Genomic DNA, 20,848 nt, shown 5'->3' with positions numbered 1-20,848 from the left:
AATCCTTGCTAGCAGATAAAGCTTCGACCTTTAGACTATAGTCAGCCCGCCCTAACAGGGTTTACTCTAACTCAGCTATTGAGCCATAAACAAAGGAGTTTTTATGTTAACTGCGGATCAATCTGTACTGGTGATTGTGGATGTGCAAGGTAAACTTGCACAGGTAATGCAGCAATCTTCGGCGCTGCATCATCAGCTCGCTATCTTGATCCAAGGGGCACAATTATTTGATATTCCAATTTTATGGCTAGAACAACTGCCCGATAAATTAGGTCCGACCTCAGCGCAATTGAGCGAGCATTTATCTAAAACTACCCAAGTGATTGCTAAATCTCACTTTAGCGCATGGCAGTGCCAGGAGTTTCAGCAGCAGATAACGCGCTTAAATCGCAATCAGATTATTCTCGCGGGCATTGAAACCCATGTATGTGTTTATCAAACCTGTCAGGATTTGTTGGCTAATCGCTACCATGTGCATTTAGTTGCCGATGCGGTGTCATCGCGCATTGAGGCCAATAGAGCCTTAGGCATTGAAATGATGCAAGCCCTAGGCGCTAAACTCACTAACATTGAATCTTGTTTATTTGAATTGCAACATCAAGCGACAGGCGAGCGCTTTAAATCATTACTTAAGTTGATCAAATAGCAATTCTAAATTAAAGCCTTATGGATGATTGTTAGCGCTTAGCAAATAAGCGCTATTACGGCGCTTTGAATACCAAGCAAATGGCTTTTTAGATGTCATATTTAATCCCATGTAACCTTTATCATTGGGCATGATTTGGGCTTAAATAATCGCATTTCTTGCGCTAAACACTGCTGCATGCAAACATAGTTTCTCGATTTATCCTCCCAAGATTGTCAATAAATTGCTGTAAATCTAACCTGTGTATTTTGTATTAAGCTAAACTTACTGATAGTTTTATGGGAAACACAGTATTTCTGTTATTATTTGCAACCAAATAATCATAATTTAATGGATTAGCACTCGCTATCCAAGTTCATTCGCCACAGGTAAAAATATGATTAACCACTTCACCGTCCTCGGTGTTAAAGCCAGTGCCAAAGAAGACGAAATAAAAAAAGCCTATAAACGTTTATCAAATAAGCTGCACCCCGATAAACTGCTTAACGCATCTGAAGAAGAAAAGCATCAAGCTGCAGAGCAGCTACAAAGGGTTAAAAATGCCTATGATGTTTTATCTGATAAAAAATTAAGAACTGCATTTATTAAAGATTTTAATAATGTCATCGTGACCAATCCTACAGCGGCAATGACCGAGCTGTGGGACCAATTTTATTCTTGAGAAACCCATGAGCCAAACACTTAATATCTCACGCATCAATGAGTTAAAAAATAATGCCTATGACAATATCGAATCGTACAACGACCCCGATACCCCTGATGCATTAGCAAAATTCACCAACTCAATGAAAGAGATTTTATTAGCCGATCCGTCGATGCTAGCTGCGGTACCCGAGTATTTACCGGTTGCCTTATTTAATCGCATTCGTTTTTCTGACGAAGCCAAAATGAAATGGGCAGGCTGGATTGATAATGCGGTATTGCCAACATGGGACGAGTTTAAAGTCACGGTGCAGTTCAACAATGCCGATGTGCCATTAGTCCTTGCAGTACGTAAATATTCTGAAGAACTGTTAATTGAAAGCTGCGCCGTGGTTTATCTGCTTAATACTCAAGATAACGTGGTTGCACCAAGTAAGTCTTTTGCTTCATCTGAAGGTGGCAATAGCGACGATGGTTATGACCCATATAATAATGATGACGACAGCCAAAGCGAAGATGAAGAAGGCTATTACGACCAATATGATGAAGAGGAGCGTTAATGAACAATCTTATTGAAATCACTGCTGCTGAGATTAAAGATCTCGCTGATGTTGAGCCACAACAAGCCAGTAAGCGCTTCGAAATCATTGCTAACACAATGAATGATGAGCAGCTTGTTGATGTCATTGAGCATATGGATATCGTTACCTTAACTCAAATCAACAGTCATCATGATATTTCTTGTCCGTCGATCATGTCTGAGCTGATGACCCCAGAGCAAATCCGCGACATAGTGTGTCAGCAACCTTTGTATTGGGAAGAGCAAATTAAAACCAATGTTGATGAATTAATGCATCATACCTTTGAGTTTTTAACCTACCTTATTCGTATTCAGGGCACTGAAGAAAAACAAGCCGCCATTTTAGAGTGTATTGCAGAAGATCCTGCTGGGCTGTTTTATTTATCAATTCCGTTTATTGAGTTGATTTTGGCGCCATCAGCCGAGCAAGACCACAACACTATTTTTGACTCATATGATGACGAAGATGATGGTGAAACAGTGGGTTATAGCAACTGGCAAGCAGATGAAGAAGCCCATAGCCTAGCGATGGATGATCCCCGCAGCCTATTGGCATTAATTCAACAAATTGCGCCTGAAGTGGCCAAGTCGATTAAAAATCTGCTGCGTAATGAAAGTTCTGGTTGGGAACAAATCATCGGTAAATTCGTTAATGAGCTGGTGTTACAAGCAAAAGATAAAAACCAAGTGGCTGATGAGTACGCTGAAGTCGATGATATGTTTACTTTTCTTGATTAAGGAAACCAGTTAATGCAGTTAGCATTACGTGATAACAATCAAGGCCCATACTTTAGTCGGGTACTTGAGTATGGCCGCCGTGAAGCACTATTAACCGATGAGCATGTCACCCAAATAAAATCGAAAGCGATTTTAATGAGTCTTAAACTTGCTGATAAGTTTTATAACAAGCACAAAATGCATTTGCTGGAGCAAGCAGCCCATGATGTCATTGGCGTGGTTAGCCTAGGGCTTATTGCACTAACCGGTCACGAACCCGTTGGCTCAATCAACTTGCTGAAAACCCCTGATGGCATAATGAAATGCTTTCAAAAAGGCTGGAGCATGTTGACCACTGTGAGTAAGCATATGCATGGCAGTGAAAAATCACTCTATGGTGATATCAATCCAATACTCATGGAAAAAATCTCGACCCCGCCAGATACAGATGAGTGGCTAGGTTGGCAAGATTATCAAAAAGCGCTTACTGACCACAGAAGTCAAGAAGCCACGAAAGTATTGCTTGAAACCTTTTACGCTAAAACTGAACTCGATCCATTATTTAGTCTTGGGCTTGAAAGCGTGCTGGCTGAAGCCGTGCTTTATCGCATGATGTTTGATGATGCTCGTGTACGTGAAGACATGAAAAAGCGCCTGCGTAAAATTGCGTTAGACGATAAGTGGTTTAGTGTTGAAGTGCTCCAAATTCACACTGACCGAGCGCTGTCACTCTTGCCAGAACCACTCGCAGACACCATTCGCCAAGACTTAGGTAAGCATTTTTACCAAGAGTTATTGCGAACGCTTAAGTTTGCCAAAAAATACCGTGAACTTGCCCTTGGTGATGCCAGTCCTGAAAAGCTTGAGCGTTACGAGCAAAAACATGGCCTACAAAGTGTGTTACTCGGTTGGCAAGACACCTTTGAGTTTTAGTGACACCAAAGACACTAAATAGCGCAATATTAAAGGGTAATAACATTACCCTTTTTTTATGCTTTAAACTTCTGATCTAAATATAAATTTCCAACGTATTATCTAACTCAGTATAACGCGAGCAAGTACCGGAGTTGCCCATGAATAGAGATGTTACTGACAGAAATAGCGCGAGCAGTGTAGCCAAGATCCCCAGTAGTCGTTTATCTCGTTTAGGTAAAATGGGCTCATTAGCATCAAGGGTTGCTGGCAACGTACTGTTTGAAGGCGCCAAACAGCTCAGTAAAGGTCAATCACCTCAGTTGCAACAGTTGGTACTTACTCCCAAGAATATGACTCAAGTGGCTGAAAAGCTCGCTCAACTTCGTGGCGCGGCCATGAAAGTGGGTCAGATGATCTCTATGGATAGTGGTGATTTACTGCCTCCAGAAATCAGTGACATCTTAGCGAAACTCCGCGATGATGCTAAAGCCATGCCCCATAAACAACTGGTTGCGATCCTCAAACAACAATGGGGACAAGATTGGTTAGCTCCTTTTGCCCAATTTGAATTACGCCCTTTTGCAGCCGCCTCTATTGGTCAGGTACATTTAGCCTATCTAGACAGTGGTGAAAAACTAGCAGTTAAAATTCAATATCCCGGTATTAAAGACAGTATCGACAGCGATATTGATAATGTTGCGAGCCTGCTAAAAATGGCGCAGTTAGTGCCCGACCATGTGCAATTTGATAAGTTACTCACTGAAGCTAAAGCACAATTACACCACGAAGCTGATTATCACTACGAAGCTAATTTACTGCAGCAATACTACACTTGGGTCGCTGATACGCCACACTTTGTGGTACCAAGAGTTTATTCGCAGCTTAGCACCGACAGTATTTTAGCGATGCAGTTTATCGAAGGCGTGCCAATAGAATCTGTGCTCAATATGGCGCAAAGCATTCGCGATAAGGTCGCCACCCGGTTACTCAGTCTTTTTTTAGATGAGCTGTTTACCTTTAAGTTAGTACAAACAGATCCCAACTTTGCCAACTTTATGTACCAAGCAGATTCTGACAAAATTGTGCTGTTAGATTTTGGTGCTACCCGCAGCATTTCTGATGATTTATCCAGCGGCTATAACATGTTAATGCAAGGCGCTATGACCAGTGATAGCGCACTCATGACCCAGGCTGCAGCGCAAATTGGTTTTTTTCAAAAACACATTACCCCAGAGCAGCAACAAGTCATTGTCGATATTTTCCATCAAGCCTGTGAGCCATTACGATGTGAAGGGGAATATGATTTTGCCAATAGTAATCTCGCTAAACGCATTACCGACTCAGCCAAGGCCATGAGCACCAAACAAGATGAATGGCACACACCGCCAACCGATGCGATTTTTATCCATCGCAAGTTAGCCGGTATCTACTTACTTGCCTCTCGCATAAAAGCAAAAATTGATGTCAGGCAGCTGTTTTTAAGCCATCAAAACAACATCTAGCATTCGCACTTAACGCTGACGTTTATTGCCAAAAGGCTTGTTTAATAATAAAACAGTCCCATATAAGAAAGTGACGTTTATTAAAAAATTTATAAACGCCTTATAATTCAACAAGGAGAGTGACATGTTCAGCCACATCATGATCGGCAGTAACGATATACAAAAATCAAAAGCATTTTACGATGCCACCTTCGCCGTTTTAGGTTACGAACCTGGGGTCATCGATGATAAAGGTCGTTGTTTTTACTTCACTGAAAGCGGTATTTTTGCCATCACTAAACCCATCGATGGCGAACCTGCAACCCACGGCAACGGCACCACTATCGGTTTTAGTGTTAAAGATGCTGCTCAGGGCGATAAATGGCATGAAGTCGGCGCCGCTCATGGCGGCACACCTTGTGAAGAACCGCCTGGAGTACGTTCAAACCCTGCGATGAATTTGTACCTTGCCTATTTACGCGACCCTGATGGCAATAAAATTTGTGTACTGCATCGACTTCCAAAATAATCGCAGTCGTAAATACAAAATAGTAACGACTGAAGTTATTTCTACCGCACGATAAACACTGAAAAATGACTTAAAGTCCAACAATCACATAGCCTTGATACTCGCTATGTGATTGTTAAATTGTCAAAGGCTGACATCAGCAACTCAAATAGCGTCTCTCACTCAAAATAGCTCATAATGCCGCTCAACAAAGGCCCTCATACTGAAGCCTATCAACCTCAAGCGCTACCTGTGTAAAATTAGCCACAATAGTAAGCGGCTACACTATCTTAATAGACTGCACCATCTTAATAGCAATAGGGTAAACTCTAGCCTGTAACCACTTGGACAGAGACTGCATGATGAAATTGGCCATTGCATTATTCCTCGCTTATATTTTACTGTTAGTGCCCAGCACCCACGCTAGCCAAGAACAGTTTAAAAGCGCCACTAATCAGCTTGAACCAACAAAAGGCCAATTATCAGTCAAGCCGTTAATCGACAATGTATTTCAGTTTACCTCTTACTTCCAAACTCAAGATTACGGCTTTGTATCAGCTAATGGCTTAGTGGTTATCGATGGCTCAGAGGCCTACTTGATTGATACCCCATGGACAGAAAAAGATACCATTCAACTGGTGCGATGGATTAAGCAACAAGGCTTTACGCTACGGGCGAGTATTTCAACTCATTCCCATGATGATCGCGCAGCCGGAATTGGCTACTTAAATACCATAGGGGTTGATACTAACGCCTCTGAATTAACCAATTCATACTTAAAAGCCAATAATAAGCCTTTAGCAAAACAGGCTTTTACAGGCGACAAGTTGCAATTAGCCCACAAGCAGATTGAAGTAAAATATCTCGGTGCAGGCCATACAGAAGATAACCTCGTGGTGTGGCTGCCTGAGTCGAAATTACTATTCGGCGGATGCCTAATAAAAAGTCAAGCTAGCAAAACTATGGGCTATATTGCACAAGCGTCACTTTCTGAGTGGCCAAATACCCTAGATAAAGCCAAAAGCCGTTATAATGATGCAATCATTGTGGTACCAGGTCATGGCAACAATGGCGGATTAGAACTACTCAAGCACACCCAAGAGCTGATTAGTAACCATTTAAAGTAATTTATTGAAAAAGAAGCTGTAGAAGATGCCAACTGATAATAACGCAACCCATTCCACTACAAACCAGCACTGCTTTGTGCCATTTAACACCAATGTAGATGGATATACATTGCCGGAAAAATTTACTTTCCCCTTTTATTATCAGCCACACCCATTAGCGATTATCGCCGCCGAGCAGCTACAAGAGCATTTACAACAGCAAACAGATTGGCTGCATAATTTTGGCATTACCGATAAAGAACATGATCAGTCAGCACCAACTGAAGCATTGCTTAGAAGAGAAGCATCAAAACACCTTCCTGCCATAGGTAAAATGTTTGGGGTATTAGTGGTCAAAAATACTCAGGGACAACTGGGTTTTTTAGCTGCTTTTTCAGGTAAATTAGCTGATAAAAACCTATGGCCACAATTCGTGCCGCCAGTATTTGATATGCTCAGTAAAGATAGTTTTTTCAAACAAGAAAATATCGAAATCAATCAACTCAATGCCCAGCTGGTTGAGTTAGAAAACGATCCATTATTACAGCAGTTGACCACTAAACTAGCGTTAACGCAGCAGCAAGCTGAAAATGCCATCGCGGCGCAGCGATCGCAAATGATCGAAAACAGAAAGTATCGCAAAGCTCAGCGAGCTCAAGCGCAAAGTCTCAATGAAACTGACTTTAAAACCTTATCAATTGAAATGAGCAGACAAAGCGTTAATGATAAATATTGCTTAGCAGAGCTTAAAGAGCATTGGGAGCGGCAAACTAAACTGGTTGCTGAGCCATTAGCTGAATTAGAACAAGCTATTAGTGCTATTAAACAACAAAGAAAGCAGCTATCTAATGGGCTACAGCATAAGTTATTTAGCCACTATCAGTTTTTAAATGCCCTAGGTGAGAGTAGTGATCTTAATAAGATTTTTAATGATGCGCCCAATCATTTACCACCTGCTGGAGCTGGTGAGTGCGCCGCGCCTAAACTGCTACAATATGCCTTTAAACATAATTTCACTCCTATCACTATGGCTGAGTTTTGGTGGGGCATGTCGCCCAAATCTGAAATTAAACAGCATAAAAACTATTACCCTGCATGCCATGGAAAATGCCGCCCAATTTTAGGGCATATGCTTAAAGGCCTACTGGTTGATGAAAATCCACTACTTAGCAACCCTGCTGAAGGGGTCGAGCTTCCCATCGTTTACCAAGACGATCATATTGTGATCGTGAATAAACCAGCGGAGTTTTTATCTGTGCCTGGTAAAAATATCACCGACTCAGTATATAGCAGAATGAAGCAAGCTTTTCCCCACGCCACTGGGCCACTCATAGTACATCGCCTAGATATGTCGACCTCAGGATTAATGGTTATTGCGCTGTCTAAAGAAGCCAATAAGCATTTAGTGCAGCAATTTATCAGTCGTACTGTCACCAAGCGTTATATCGCTAAGATCGATGGGGTCCCACAGCTTGATCGCGGCGATATTACACTGCCATTAAGAGTAGATTTAGACGATAGACCAAAGCAACTTGTCTGTTATTTACACGGAAAAAATGCACAAACCCATTGGCAAAAAGTACAGGAATTAAACAACTCTTGCTTAATTCACTTATTCCCCAAGACAGGCAGAACTCATCAATTAAGAGTCCATTGCGCCCACGCCAAAGGCTTGAACATGCCAATTTTAGGCGATGATTTATATGGAAAAAATGCACAAAGACTGCATTTACATGCTCAATTGCTGTCGATTATTCACCCTAATACAAATCACAGAATAACCTTTGAAGTTAATGCTGACTTCGAATAATCACAATATAAAACAATAGTTTTAAACAACTGAATGAATTAGTGTCAATTTTCTGTCTATTTGGCACTGATAAAAACTCTTAAAAATCCCCATTTCCAAGTGGAAATGTTAATCAATATCAGTTAATGTAATAAGTTCGTACGATATGCGATTTAATTGATAACAACCCAATAAGCTAACGTTTTCTACGTTATAAATTTTAGCCTTCCTACAAGCTGTTGATTAAATTAATAAAACTTTGGCTTACTGCACTATTTAAGGAAAAAAGTGGACTATGAAAGAGTGGTATTTCTCAAATAATGGTGAGATCAGCGGACCATTAAGGCTGGCAGAATCAAATAAGTTTATTGCGTCAAATCCAAATGTTTATGCTTGGCATCCTTCTTATGCGCAGTGGGTTCCTGTAAGTGATATAGAAGAGTTCGATGTTATTGGCTCTCCACCACCTGCACCGGCGGAAATCCCGCAACAACTGATAGAGCATTTCACAGCTAAAGAGCGTGAGCTAAATGCTGCGCTAGGCCGAATAGATAATACGATTCAAACTATCAGTAGTTCAATGGCAGATATTGATCGCGACACCAATCGCTTTAAACAAACCACCAAAGATTTAAACGATAAAGTAGAAGCAACGTTAAAAAGCGTTAATGAGCAATATGCTGCATTACAGAAGACTCTTGCTGGTGTTAACTGATTGAGTAAAGAAACCTTATTACTCTGATTTGCATATAACATTTGTTTATAACTAAAACATTAAGAATACGATTATGAAAAAATGGTTTTTTTCCAAAAATGGCAAAATAACTGGGCCATTTACAGAAGTTGAAGCAAAAGAATTTTTACTCAGTGATGGTAACTGTTATGGATGGCACCCATCATTCACTCAATGGAAACCTGCAAGCAGCATTCCCGAATTTGCCGCCTTTGTTCCAGCAGTGACACCACCAGCTGAAATACCTCAAGCATTAATCGCCGAATTTGCAGCTAAAGATAAAGCATTACAAGCAAAAATACTTAGCATGGAAGAAAGCGTTATTTCTACCAAGGCCTACCTGCTTGAGTTTGAGCAAGAAATTACTAATTATAAAAAATTAACGAATAATCTAAATGATGAAGTTAAAAATAATATTAGTCCTTTTGAAAACAAATATAATTCGCTACAAAACTCATTTGACGAATTAGTTAGTGCGTTATCAATTGCTAAAACTGAAGTTAATGAAGCTGTTACTGAATTTAATCAACGAGTCAACAAACGGCTTGCTGAAAGCGGCACCGATACTAAAGCCGTTACCGCAGCTCCTGTAGCTAAAGATGCTGCAGTAAGTTCGGCAGCTTTATCTGTTGATAATGTCTCTGCAATCAGTGATCAAATTCAAAAAGCACTTGCTGAAAGCATGATGTCAGCAGTAGAAGACGTCAACAACTCAGAACTGACAGCGAAGAAATCGTTAGATCCTGTTGCCGTAGCACCTAAAAAAGCTAAAGCAAAAATTGATAAAATAGAATTCTCTGAAGACATCGCTGAAGATACTCAATCTGAAGCTGAAGAAAAAGCGGCTGGTCTATCTGGCGTGAGTAATATCTTCAAATCTGTCTTCAAGGGGGATCCTAAGACACCGCCAAAAAAGTCAGAAACGCCGGATGATGCAGATCAGCTGGTGAAATCAACGAATGCTAACAGCAATGATAAGAAAGCTACTGATAAAAAAGAAGAAGTTGTAGAAACTGAAGATGAAAAAGAAGCCAGAATGAGACGTCGTAGAAGACGTACACATTACATTGCTTCTTAACATTTACAGCTACTGAGGTAATGATACTTAACTGCTGATAGTTGCACCGAATTGAATATCAAAACGGCCTATTTATTAAATAGGCCGTTTTTTATTGAATCGAGTTCGTTGGAATAGTCTTAACAGGGGTGACTCAATGCAGTATTCAGCGACTCAACTTTCCGAGTTGAACATTTGCAATGATTACCACTGTAATCGAATACAAAAATGTCCGCTCACTGCTGCAATCACCTTGTAAATGTCGCTTGGATATTACTCACTGCATATGTTGGCAAAGGTTGCTTGAGTTAGCGTTTGCAAATCTGCTGGCGCCAATGAGATTTCTAAGCCCCTGCGACCCGCGCTCACGTACATGGTATTAAGCTCCTTGGCAGAGCTATTTATCACGGTTTTTAAACGCCGTTTTTGTCCTAATGGGCTCACTCCACCAAATACATAACCGGTGGTTTTTTCCGCTAGCCCTTTATCCGCCATGACCGCTTTTTTACCACCAAGAGCTTTAGCAAGTAATTTAAGGCTCAACATTGATGTCATGGGCACAACCGCAACGGCCAATTCCTTGCTGTCTATTGTAACCACTAAAGTCTTAAACACTTGGCTCGCTGACACGCCAAGTTTTTCTACCGCTTCATCACCATAGGACAGGGCATTACTATCATGCTCATATTCATAGATAGTGTGAGGAGTTTTATGTTTTTTGAGGGTGTTAATCGCTGGGGTCATAGTGTCTGTAATAAATCCGTAAATAAGACCACCTAATGCTGTGATCTTTTAGCTGTTAGTATCTGTGATTTGTTGATATTCAAAACTGGTAATTTCAAAAGGATTGCCATCGGGATCTGCAAAGTAAATTGACCAGGTAATTTCATGATCGCTTTCAGTATATTTTATCTTATTCTCAGCAAGTTTTTGTTTCCACATCTGGTAATTATTAGCATCCACCCCAAAAGCGACTGTGGTAAATTTAGGCTTAATACTTTCAAAAAGCGCTAAATGAATATCACCATGCTCGATAGTTAGCGGGCCGTCGCCTTGACTCCAAAAGGCTAACGCTTCGACCAGCCTAAAACCCAGCACTTGTTGATACCAAGCGAATGCCTTTGCCCTATCCCTGACATAAATATGAATATGGTCAACCCGAGTCAGTTTAGGGCCAGTTTGACTGAGTTTTGGCTCATTAGAAACAGACATATTAACTCCGATTAATCCACGTTGGTGCACCAAACTCAGTCAATTGCTTATCGACTAGCACAATTGCATCATCATCTGAACAACACAGCAATTCTTGCTGTTTAGCTAATGGCAGCGACTTAAACAGTGATTGCGTTTGTGCGTCATTAATCTCTGTGGCCGATAGGTGCGGCACAAATAAAAATGGCACTAAGGCTAAAGCGCTGGTATCAATTAATCCCACTTGATTACTATCACCACATAAAGGCGCTGTATCAATTGATGGCGTCATTATCATCGCCCCAGCACTGATCCCAATAATCGCAGTACTAGTTCCTGCACAGTGTTTTACAGGACGATCAATTCTAAGGCGATCAATTTCCGGGCTATCTTGACTTATATCACCCAGTGCCAGTTGATAGAGTAACTTATCTAGCCCACGCTGCTTTAACCAGTATAGGAAACGATAAGTATCGCCACCGGATAAATATATTAGCCCTGCTTGGCGTAAAATACGTTCCGACTCGGTGGTATAGCCATCTTCAAGATCAATATAGTTAACCTTGTCAAAGCCAAGGCCCTTAAACATGGCAGCTACTGGCGCAAAATAGCTTCGCTGAGCATCTGGCTCAGATGCTATATAAACTACGCCAGCTTGCTTTTCTGCAATCGACAATGTCGCCACCATAGCTGCTATCGCTTGCTGGGATGCTATTGATGTTGCATCACTTAATAATGCTAATTTCATTGATCTTGTAAGTCCGTTTACTGTTTTGCATTTATGTCACATTTTGCCGAATAGCTAGACTGCTTAGTCGTCTGCTAAAGCATCAAACTGCTGTCTTTTCTCGTCCATAAACTGCTGCATCGCTGCAGGATCTTGCATCAAATGCGCCATTTGCGACATCACTAACATGTGTGGGGCATCTTGCTGCTGAAACATCGCCATAGCGTGCATTTTACTTTGCGCGACCATTTGCTCGAATGTCTCTGCGCGAAATACTTCATCACAAGCGCCACCAAGCTGTTTACAGGTCATTGTTTTCATCATTATCTCTCTTTTTAAATTATTAAAATTCTGTTGTATTAAGCACTTTGGCTTGCATAATGTTACCAAGGGTAAAGCAACAAATAAATTTGATTAATAATCAAACCCTAGCTGCGCTTTAATGCCATCATTAAAAGCGTGTTTTATCGGTTGAACTTCGGACACTGTATCGGCAAGTTCAATGATTTCACGATGGCAGGCACGGCCGGTAATGATAACATGTTGCATGGCTGGGCGATTTTTTAACGCATTCAGTACCCGCTCAACCTCTATGTAGTGATAGCTCACCATATAAGTTAACTCATCTAATAGCACTAAATTAACTGACTCATCTTGTAAGAGTTTTTCAGCTTCAAGCCAGGCTTCCATCGCCGCTTGAGTGTCTTTTTCTTTATCTTGGGTTTCCCAAGTAAAGCCTGTGCCCATGACATGAAACTCAACCCCTGCGCCTTCTAACAGATTGCGCTCGCCACAGGCCCAAGTGCCTTTGATAAATTGCACTACTGCGGCTTTGTGTCCATGGCCGACGGCGCGAGCAACAGAGCCAAAACCTGAAGTCGATTTACCTTTACCGTTGCCCGTCAGTACCAGCAAAATGCCTTTTTCATCTTGGGCGGCAGCAATTTTAGCATCGACACCTTGTTTTACTTTTTGCTGACGCGCTTTATGGCGATCGGCTTTAGTGGCATCGATATTACTGGTTTGGCTCTGGCTTTCGTTCTGGTTTTCGTTATCACTCATGAGAGACTTCCTGTTAATTTATCCATATCTAAATGCGCTTCAAGCACATCAGCTAATCGTTCTAATTGTTGTTCACGTATTTGGTTTATATCAATGCTTTTGGCTTGAGCAAGCCCTGCCCACTGCAATATAAGCTCACAGGCATCTGGGCTATCAAATAAACCATGAACATAGGTTGCCAAAATTTGGTTATCATCACTGAGTAGGCCTTCTGCGTACTGCGTATCACCCTGCTGTGATGTGAGACTGATAGGCGCTAGCAAATCTGCAGAAGTTAGCTTTTGAGTCACCCCGCAGTGAATTTCATAACCTTCAATGCTTGTTTTAGCTTCATTAAGCGCTAAGTGACCACTTACTTTACACAGGGTTTTATCTGCCGTCAGTGTGGTTTCAATGGGCAGTAAGCTTAAGCCTTTACTGCTACCTGCCACATCTTCAATGGCATCGGGGTCATGAATATATTGGCCTAACATTTGATAACCACCACAAATGCCTATGACTTTACCGCCATAACGTAAGTGCTTATTAACCTCAAGATCCCAGCCTTGTTGAAGCATAAATTCTAAATCTGCTCTGACATTTTTACTGCCTGGTAATATGATTAAATCCACTTTGGGGAAATCTGGATTACTGGATTGGGTTTGCAGGCTAAGATAATGAAACTCAATGTAAGGATTCAACCGTAAAGGGTCAAAGTCGGTATGATTACTGATCCTTGGAAAAACTAACACCAGCACTTTGAGCTTATGATTGATAATGGCTAAGTCCTTTTCCGAACCTGTGACTTTCCCATGGGAGTCAATCAGCGCATCTTCAGCATCTAAATGTAAATCATGTAAGTAAGGCAAAACCCCAAATACCGGTTTTTGGGTGTAGTTTTCCAGCCAGCCGATGCCAGATTGTAATAGGCTAATATCGCCACGAAAGCGATTAATCACAAAGCCTTTAACTCTTTGTTGCTCAGATCCACTGAGCAGTGCCAAGGTGCCCACAAGGTGGGCAAATACGCCGCCTTTATCAATATCAGCAATAATAATGACAGGGCAATCGACCGCTTCAGCAAAGCCCATATTGGCGATATCCCCTTCGCGCAAATTGATTTCTGCAGGGCTACCTGCCCCTTCAACTACCACCAGCTGATATTGCTGGGTCAAGCGCTCAAAAGACTGTAATACCGCATCCATAGCGAGGGTTTTATAGTTACGGCTTTCCGGGCCAAAAAAAGCTTTTGCCTCTAATGTAGTCAAGGCTTTACCGTGAATAATCACTTGGGAGCCAGTATCACTACTTGGCTTTAATAATACTGGATTAAAATCCGTATGCAGCGCAAGCTTACACGCCACGGCTTGCAATGCTTGGGCGCGGCCAATTTCGCCGCCATCTGCGGTAACTGCGCTATTTAATGCCATATTTTGTGGTTTAAATGGCGCCACCTTAGTACCTTGGCGAGCAAAGACCCGACAAAGACCCGCAACTAGGGTGCTTTTACCCGCATCTGATGTGGTGCCTTGCACCATTAAGGTTTTAGCCGCTCCAGCTTGATAGCTATGGCCAGAACTGCCCGTATTGCTTGTGCTAGTTTTAGTTTGGTTTTTAATTTGCATCATGGTTGATTTTTATCTGTCATTTAAGCTGCTATGGCGTGACATTAGAGAAAGTGAATGAGGTATTGGCAGTGTTAACCATGCTTATACAATCGCTGTTGTAAGAATATAGCTTAGCCATAGGTTTAGCGTTTAAGCTCAACGGGTAAGCCTGCAACCACTAAGGTGACCTTGTCAGCGATTTTAGCAATAGCTTGGTTTAACCAACCGGCTTCATCAGCAAAACGACGGCTTAATTCTCCAAGTGGCACAATGCCTGAGCCCACTTCATTGCTGATTAATATCACCTGCGCTTCAAGAGTGGGTAAACATGCCAATAACGCCTGCTTTTGCTGTTGCCATAATTCATCAACACCATCACGGTGGGTCTCTTCACTGGCCACAAGATGATTAGTTAAATACAGCGTGAGGCAATCGACAAACAATACCGTATTCGGGGAGTCATATTTAACTAAGGTATGGGCAATGGCTAGCGGCGTTTCAACCAGCTGCCAATCAATATTTGAGTTATCTCTGTCTTGTTGGTGACGTAAAATTCGCTGCTTCATCTCATCATCAAGTGCGGTGGCGGTGGCGATATAGACGCAACGATGCCCTTGCAAAGCGAAAGGCTCAGCAAGGGATTCACCATAACGGCTTTTACCTGAACGGGCACCACCAAGCACCAGATGGATCATGCAGTTTTTCCTTTATTAACATTCATCTAAGCTAAAATTTTTACTTCAAAAATTTAATTTAGCCCTATGACTAAAATTGCGCCATAACACAGTAGTTCAGCAATCTGTTGTGCAGCGCCTAACGTGTCACCGGTATAGCCGCCAATTTGACGATTACCGCCCCATATCAAGGCTTGTCGTAATAACACTAATAGCAATAACAAGCCAAAGGCGACTACGCCGTTTAAACAGGCTAGTACCACAAAGCCACTTAAGCATAAAATCAATAAATCATTGATGTGCTGATGCTGCGCCAGAGGTTTTGATTTGCTGCCATCATCTTCAGTAACATATTGGCCTGAAAAGATAATGCTCCCTGCTAACACGCGGCTTAAACCATGGGCAACAACAATGGCGACGACCGCATTAATCGGGCTATAAAGGGCAATTTCGACTAACAATTGCCACTTTAATAATAGGCAAAGCACTAAGGCTAAGGTGCCATAAGTGCCTATTCTTGAATCTTTCATGATGCGCAGCTTGTCAGCAACTTTCCAGCCACCACCAAAACCATCAGCGGTATCAGCAAGGCCATCTTCATGAAAGCCTCCTGTGACTAATACGCCGGTTATCATCGCCAAGATCACCGCAACCCCATTAGGCAACACAAACTGACTCACCCAAAACACCGCTGCACTTATGCTGCCAACAAATAACCCAATTACGCCAAAATAACGGCTAGCTTGATTAAGCTTTTCACTGTCAAACTCAACCCAAGCTGGCACAGGGATTCGAGTGAAGAAACTTAACGCAATAAGCAATAAATTCAGTTGTTTTTTTAGTGTACTTCCACTTTTAGGCGCTTGATAATCAGTTTCATCAGACTGATTTTTTGCCCCCTCAGATGACGACTGTTGCTCCATGACGTTTCCTTTAATTGCCTATCACAGCTAATTGGCTATCACAGCGTTAATATTTACTGCGTTATTTACTTCTCGATTTACTTCTCGATTCGCAGCGCAATTACACCACTGACTTTACGCCGGCATTTTCAAAACTAGCCATATCATTGTAGAAGTTCACCGCCGCTTCAATGATTGGCAGTGATAGCGCAGCGCCTGTACCTTCACCTAGTCTAAACCCTAATTGCAATAGTGGTTTAGCATCCATTGCGGCGAGCATTTTAATATGGCCTTGCTCATCTGATTGGTGAGCAAAAATTAAGTAATCTTTTACATCAGGGTGTAATTTAACTGCGGCTAATGCCGCTGCGGTTGCAATAAAGCCATCAATAACCACCAGCATCTTTTTCTCAGCGGCCGCTAAAATAGCGCCTGTCATTTGCACAATTTCAAAGCCGCCAACACAGGCAAGTACATTAACCGGATCGGTAAATTTACTTCTATGCAGGTTAAGCGCTACCCCCAATAACTCGGTTTTAAGGGCAAAGGCACTATCATCAATCCCCGTACCTCGGCCGACACACTCTTTAATATCTAAGCCTAATAATGCGGCCATAATCGCCGCAGCTGACGAGGTATTGCCAATGCCCATTTCACCAAGCGCAATCAGGTTACAACCTGAATCATAGTGACGATTAACCACTTCACTTGCATAGCTAAAGCCATCTTTAACCGCTAATAAACTCATGGCCGCTTTTTGATGAATGGCTTGAGTGCCATTGCCTAAACGATGCTGAGTAATACGAGGGTCATCAACTGGCTGCAACATGCCGCAATCAATCACTTCAAGGTTTAAACCCATTTGACGGCAAAAGACATTAATCGCAGCGCCGCCATTGGCAAAGTTAGCCACCATTTGTTGAGTAACTTCACTGGGGGCAATCGATACCCCATGAGCAGCAATACCATGATCGCCAGCAAACACCAACATAGCGGGCTTATTAATACTCAGCTTATGCCTAATATTGTACTTTGGTTTCATATTAGCTTGTGGCGTTAGTTGCACTTGCGCAATCTGCATTGCTAGCGTTTCGAGTAACCCTAGCGCCCCTAGCGGCTTAGTTTTCTGATTAATTTTATGCTGTATTTGATCATCAAATTTATGACTAACTGGATCTACCGCAAACATCCCTTACTCTCCAAAACTGCAATCTCATCGACGATGACGTAATACAAAAAGAAAAAATACACTACCAATTGCGGCAGTGATAATACCTACCGGCAACTCTTGGTTGCCTAATAAACAACGGGCTAATACATCAATCCATACCATAAATATGCCGCCGACTAATGCCGTCATCATAATAGGTTGTTGCCCAGGATAGAGCAGCCGCACGGTATGAGGGATCATCAAGCCAACAAAGCCAATGCCGCCGCAACTTGCCACCAGCGTGGCGGTGATTAATGAACACAAAATAAGCATAGCTAAGCGAATTTTGGCGACGTTAACCCCTAAGGAGTGCGCCGTTTCATCCCCCGCTTGAATGGCTAACACCTGACGCTTAAAAGCTAAAATAATTAATATGCTGCAAACTACCACCACAGATGGGATAACCAGCCCTGCCCAGCTAGCTTTAGCAAAGCTGCCCAAACTCCAAAATAATACTGAAGCCGCCGCTTGAGGGCTTGAAAAATACAGTACCAAACTGGTTAGCGCGCCGAACATGAAAGAGGTGGCCACCCCAGACAATAGCATCCGCTCAACTTGGCTAGCACGACCAAAACCAGATAAACCTAATACCAACAGCACAGATAAACTCGAACCAATAAAAGCGCCAATTGGTAAACTAATGGATGACCAAGACCACCAGGCATCATTACTGAATAAGCCTGAACGTAAAATGGCATTGGCAAGATGACCAGAAGACTCTCCTAACCATTGCAGCACTACGCCTTGGCTGCCAAAAAAGCTCAGCACTAATACCGCCCCAAATGACGCCCCAGAGCTAATACCAAATAAATAGGGATCCGCCAACGGGTTACGTGTCACCGTTTGCAATACACTGCCCGCAAGCGCCAAACCTGCGCCTGCCACAAAGGCTAAAATAATTCTTGGAAAACGCAGCTCAAACACAATCCGCTGCGTTAGTGAATCTGTTTCACCTGTACCTAATGCCAGATTAGCAAACAAGCTAACGACTTGTTCAAAACTGATATTGGCTGCGCCGAAACTTGCCGCGGCGATTGGAGTAACTAAGGTCACTATGGCAGTAACAAACAGCAGTAGCTTATGCTTAAAACTTAAACTCATCTGCTTTGCTAGCTTCACTGATTGTGTGGCATCAATGGCTGTCATTTATCGCCCTGCCCGTGGTTTGATTGGCCATGTTTTTGTTCAGAGCTTGGATATGCGTTTTGCTGCGAGCTTTGACAAGTGTTTTGATTAGCATTGTCATAATGACTTTGATAACCATAAAAGTAGGTAATTAACGGTTTACCGTGCTGTGGGTGACTTGATATTTGGCAGCAAACATCAAACACGTTCCCCAAAATGGTTTCTGTTAATACTTCATCAGGTAAACCTTGAGCGATGCACTTTCCTTGATCAAGTAACAGCAATCTATCGCACATTGCGCTGGCTAAATTAAGATCGTGAATAGAGGCAATCACGCTAATGCCAAGTTGCCTAACCAACTCAAGAATTTGGATTTGATAGCGAATATCTAAATGATTAGTCGGCTCATCAAGGATCAATAACTGCGGCTTTTGCACGATAGCCCGTGCAATTAATGCCCGCTGTTTTTCACCGCCAGATAACTGCTCATATTGCTGCAAGGCTTTGTGCTCAAGACCCACTTTAGCCAGTGCCTTGGCAATATCATCTGCATCTGCTTGGGTATTGGTTTCAAAAAGTCCTTTATGGGGCGTTAAGCCCATAGAAACCAGTTGATGGGTGGTCATATCAAAATAATGGGGTGACTCTTGCTGCACTACGGCAACCTTAGTGGCCAATTGTTTATGAGAAAAACCATTAATATTGTCGCCAAATAAGCTGATTTTGCCAGCATCAGGGGTGATATAGCGATACAAGCAGCGCAGTAAGCTGGATTTACCCGCACCATTAGGGCCAATAAGCCCTAGCATTTCACCACGTTGCAAGGCAAAACTGACTTGAGAAAGGATCTCATTGTCTGCAACTGACCAGCTTAGCTGATCAACTGTTAATGCCGCAGTAGTCAAGATACTACCCCTGCGGTTATCCAAGAGGCATGTTTAGCCACATCTGGGGTTTTAATACTGATCACGATACAAACTCCGCCTGAGTTACCCGCTCAAGTTGTTGTTAGGTGCTGCTAATTCAGCAAGAAAAACTAAGCTAGGTATCTGACTTAATGGCATTCATTAATCACTTATCTTACAAGTGATGAGATGCTATTTTACAGTTGCGGGTACAGTTCGAGCTAAACAGCATTTAGGCTAGTTCTCGATTCCCTACTCATTTAGCGAACCGCTTGATACTGGTGTTGCTTAAAGCATTTCACACAAGCACTCAACTGCAGCTAAATTGACTTAATTTGAAATTTTATTGCACTTAATAAATGCGGCTTATATTGTACGGTATATCTGCCTAAGTGAAGTTAGTTTTTTCTGCTAATTTTAGGCTAAAACTAATTATTCCAGTTTAAACGATAGACGGGTTTAGTCGATTTATCATCAGCTTCAGGCCAAAACACATCAATGGTTACCGTCGCGGCATAATCTATATTCAGTTGTCCATATAGCCCTTTACAGCGTTCAAGTCCTAACACCAAAGCGATAATATGACGGATAACTCCACCGTGAGTCACTACCAGAGCAGTGGCTGATGCTGTTGCCTTAGCACTATTAGCCTCAGCAGTATGAGCTTCAGCCAAGTTGTAAGCTTGCAAGGTTATTTGCGCAAAAGCCTGCGCCACCCTTTGTTCAAATTCAGCCATGGGCTCAGCTTGGGGCGCGCCATGCTCCCAAGGGTTATCCCAATAGGCGTCTAACGCTTTAGCGCTATGCTGATAAAGCTCTGCAAAGCTTTTTCCGTCCCACAAGCCAAAATCAATTTCCTGTAATTGAGACATTATCTCAACCTTTAAAGCTAAATCAGCACTCACTTGGTTTAACTGCTGCACTAATTCAGCGGCAAATTCATGGCAACGCACCAAAGGCGAACTGTATAGCTGCAGTGATGGCAAACAACCTAGTAGCCCTAGCTTAGCCGCACTCTGGTGCATGTTCGTTAGCCCCAAATCAGTTAGCGCCACATCGGTTTTACCCCGCAAAATACTGCCGCCCTCACATTGGCCATGGCGTAACAATATTATCTTAGCTTGCTTCATCTAAGGAGACTCCATCGGCCGTTTCAATTGGCTTATGTTTTTAGTGTGAGCAATGGGCTTGCTCTTACAATCTATTTAAACGTATTATGGACGTCTATACGTTTAAATGTCCAAACAAAATATTTTAAGATGAATTTTATTACAGGGGATTTCGCATTATTC

Annotated in this window: 23 protein-coding genes and 1 riboswitch; of the genes, 11 read left to right on the top strand and 12 right to left on the bottom strand. The window is 42.2% G+C overall.

Going from position 1 to position 20,848, the window contains the following annotated elements; all coding sequences use genetic code 11:
- Positions 1-103: 103 nt before the first annotated feature.
- The 11 genes from Q4546_RS04110 (at position 104) to Q4546_RS04060 (ending at position 10,195) form a co-directional block, all read left to right on the top strand.
- Entirely contained in the window at positions 104-646 is a 543-nt protein-coding gene (locus Q4546_RS04110; RefSeq protein ID WP_303445749.1) for a hydrolase, read from the top strand.
- Positions 647-1,022: 376 nt separating this feature from the next.
- Positions 1,023-1,307, top strand: a complete 285-nt coding sequence (locus Q4546_RS04105; protein WP_076541642.1) for a J domain-containing protein — start codon at positions 1,023-1,025, stop codon at positions 1,305-1,307.
- A 7-nt stretch (positions 1,308-1,314) separates the two neighbouring features.
- On the top strand, positions 1,315-1,848 hold the full coding sequence (locus Q4546_RS04100) for a hypothetical protein (RefSeq protein ID WP_076541640.1): 534 nt from the start codon (positions 1,315-1,317) through the stop codon (positions 1,846-1,848).
- The gene (locus tag Q4546_RS04095; RefSeq protein WP_076541638.1) at positions 1,848-2,606 is read left to right on the top strand and encodes a hypothetical protein; all 759 of its coding nucleotides are present in this window, start codon (positions 1,848-1,850) and stop codon (positions 2,604-2,606) included. Before Q4546_RS04100 ends, Q4546_RS04095 begins: the two co-directional genes overlap by 1 nt.
- Before the next feature lie 12 nt (positions 2,607-2,618).
- Positions 2,619-3,518, top strand: coding sequence for a hypothetical protein (locus Q4546_RS04090; RefSeq protein ID WP_102520135.1), 900 nt, complete (start codon positions 2,619-2,621; stop codon positions 3,516-3,518).
- A 140-nt stretch (positions 3,519-3,658) separates the two neighbouring features.
- Positions 3,659-5,002 (top strand): AarF/ABC1/UbiB kinase family protein, encoded by a 1,344-nt coding sequence (locus Q4546_RS04085; protein WP_303445748.1) that lies wholly within the window; start codon positions 3,659-3,661, stop codon positions 5,000-5,002.
- Between the two features lie 124 nt (positions 5,003-5,126).
- Complete coding sequence (locus Q4546_RS04080) at positions 5,127-5,510, top strand: VOC family protein (RefSeq protein WP_102438649.1); 384 nt, start codon at positions 5,127-5,129, stop codon at positions 5,508-5,510.
- Positions 5,511-5,848: 338 nt separating this feature from the next.
- Positions 5,849-6,616: a subclass B1 metallo-beta-lactamase gene (gene bla, locus Q4546_RS04075; protein WP_102438651.1), complete on the top strand. Its 768-nt coding sequence runs from the start codon at positions 5,849-5,851 to the stop codon at positions 6,614-6,616.
- Between the two features lie 25 nt (positions 6,617-6,641).
- Complete coding sequence (locus Q4546_RS04070) at positions 6,642-8,405, top strand: pseudouridine synthase (protein WP_303445747.1); 1,764 nt, start codon at positions 6,642-6,644, stop codon at positions 8,403-8,405.
- A 274-nt stretch (positions 8,406-8,679) separates the two neighbouring features.
- Positions 8,680-9,099, top strand: a complete 420-nt coding sequence (locus Q4546_RS04065; protein WP_102438656.1) for a DUF4339 domain-containing protein — start codon at positions 8,680-8,682, stop codon at positions 9,097-9,099.
- 73 nt (positions 9,100-9,172) lie between these two features.
- Positions 9,173-10,195: a DUF4339 domain-containing protein gene (locus Q4546_RS04060; protein ID WP_102476307.1), complete on the top strand. Its 1,023-nt coding sequence runs from the start codon at positions 9,173-9,175 to the stop codon at positions 10,193-10,195.
- A gap of 252 nt (positions 10,196-10,447) precedes the next feature.
- Here Q4546_RS04060 and ybaK read toward each other — a convergent pair whose 3' ends face one another.
- The 12 genes from ybaK to Q4546_RS04000 form a co-directional block, all read right to left on the bottom strand.
- Entirely contained in the window at positions 10,448-10,918 is a 471-nt protein-coding gene (ybaK, locus tag Q4546_RS04055) for a Cys-tRNA(Pro) deacylase (protein ID WP_303445746.1), read from the bottom strand.
- Between the two features lie 48 nt (positions 10,919-10,966).
- Positions 10,967-11,386 carry a VOC family protein gene (locus Q4546_RS04050; protein WP_102438662.1) on the bottom strand — a complete coding sequence of 140 codons (420 nt, stop codon included), beginning with the start codon at positions 11,384-11,386 and terminating at the stop codon, positions 10,967-10,969.
- Between the two features lies 1 nt (position 11,387).
- Positions 11,388-12,113, bottom strand: coding sequence for a Type 1 glutamine amidotransferase-like domain-containing protein (locus Q4546_RS04045; protein ID WP_303445745.1), 726 nt, complete (start codon positions 12,111-12,113; stop codon positions 11,388-11,390).
- A gap of 63 nt (positions 12,114-12,176) precedes the next feature.
- The gene (locus tag Q4546_RS04040; protein ID WP_198589317.1) at positions 12,177-12,416 is read right to left on the bottom strand and encodes a hypothetical protein; all 240 of its coding nucleotides are present in this window, start codon (positions 12,414-12,416) and stop codon (positions 12,177-12,179) included.
- Between the two features lie 90 nt (positions 12,417-12,506).
- The gene (cobO, locus tag Q4546_RS04035; RefSeq protein ID WP_102476304.1) at positions 12,507-13,154 is read right to left on the bottom strand and encodes a cob(I)yrinic acid a,c-diamide adenosyltransferase; all 648 of its coding nucleotides are present in this window, start codon (positions 13,152-13,154) and stop codon (positions 12,507-12,509) included.
- Complete coding sequence (locus Q4546_RS04030; RefSeq protein ID WP_303445779.1) at positions 13,151-14,671, bottom strand: cobyric acid synthase; 1,521 nt, start codon at positions 14,669-14,671, stop codon at positions 13,151-13,153. Before Q4546_RS04030 ends, cobO begins: the two co-directional genes overlap by 4 nt.
- Before the next feature lie 212 nt (positions 14,672-14,883).
- Positions 14,884-15,435 carry a bifunctional adenosylcobinamide kinase/adenosylcobinamide-phosphate guanylyltransferase gene (gene cobU / locus Q4546_RS04025; protein ID WP_102438667.1) on the bottom strand — a complete coding sequence of 184 codons (552 nt, stop codon included), beginning with the start codon at positions 15,433-15,435 and terminating at the stop codon, positions 14,884-14,886.
- A gap of 53 nt (positions 15,436-15,488) precedes the next feature.
- On the bottom strand, positions 15,489-16,337 hold the full coding sequence (locus Q4546_RS04020) for an adenosylcobinamide-GDP ribazoletransferase (RefSeq protein ID WP_102476302.1): 849 nt from the start codon (positions 16,335-16,337) through the stop codon (positions 15,489-15,491).
- Between the two features lie 100 nt (positions 16,338-16,437).
- A complete protein-coding gene (cobT, locus tag Q4546_RS04015; RefSeq protein ID WP_303445744.1) occupies positions 16,438-17,505 on the bottom strand; it encodes a nicotinate-nucleotide--dimethylbenzimidazole phosphoribosyltransferase in 1,068 nt (355 codons plus the stop codon).
- A gap of 24 nt (positions 17,506-17,529) precedes the next feature.
- Positions 17,530-18,627: an iron ABC transporter permease gene (locus Q4546_RS04010; protein ID WP_303445778.1), complete on the bottom strand. Its 1,098-nt coding sequence runs from the start codon at positions 18,625-18,627 to the stop codon at positions 17,530-17,532.
- Between the two features lie 41 nt (positions 18,628-18,668).
- Entirely contained in the window at positions 18,669-19,556 is an 888-nt protein-coding gene (locus tag Q4546_RS04005) for an ABC transporter ATP-binding protein (protein ID WP_102438676.1), read from the bottom strand.
- 117 nt (positions 19,557-19,673) lie between these two features.
- A riboswitch (cobalamin riboswitch) is annotated at positions 19,674-19,846 on the bottom strand.
- Positions 19,847-19,984: 138 nt separating this feature from the next.
- A complete protein-coding gene (locus tag Q4546_RS04000) occupies positions 19,985-20,686 on the bottom strand; it encodes a histidine phosphatase family protein (protein ID WP_303445743.1) in 702 nt (233 codons plus the stop codon).
- Between the last annotated feature and the right edge of the window lie 162 nt (positions 20,687-20,848).

This window comes from Shewanella sp. 4_MG-2023 (genome assembly GCF_030548015.1).
GTDB lineage: Bacteria > Pseudomonadota > Gammaproteobacteria > Enterobacterales > Shewanellaceae > Shewanella.
This window is presented reverse-complemented; position numbering and strand designations above follow the sequence as displayed.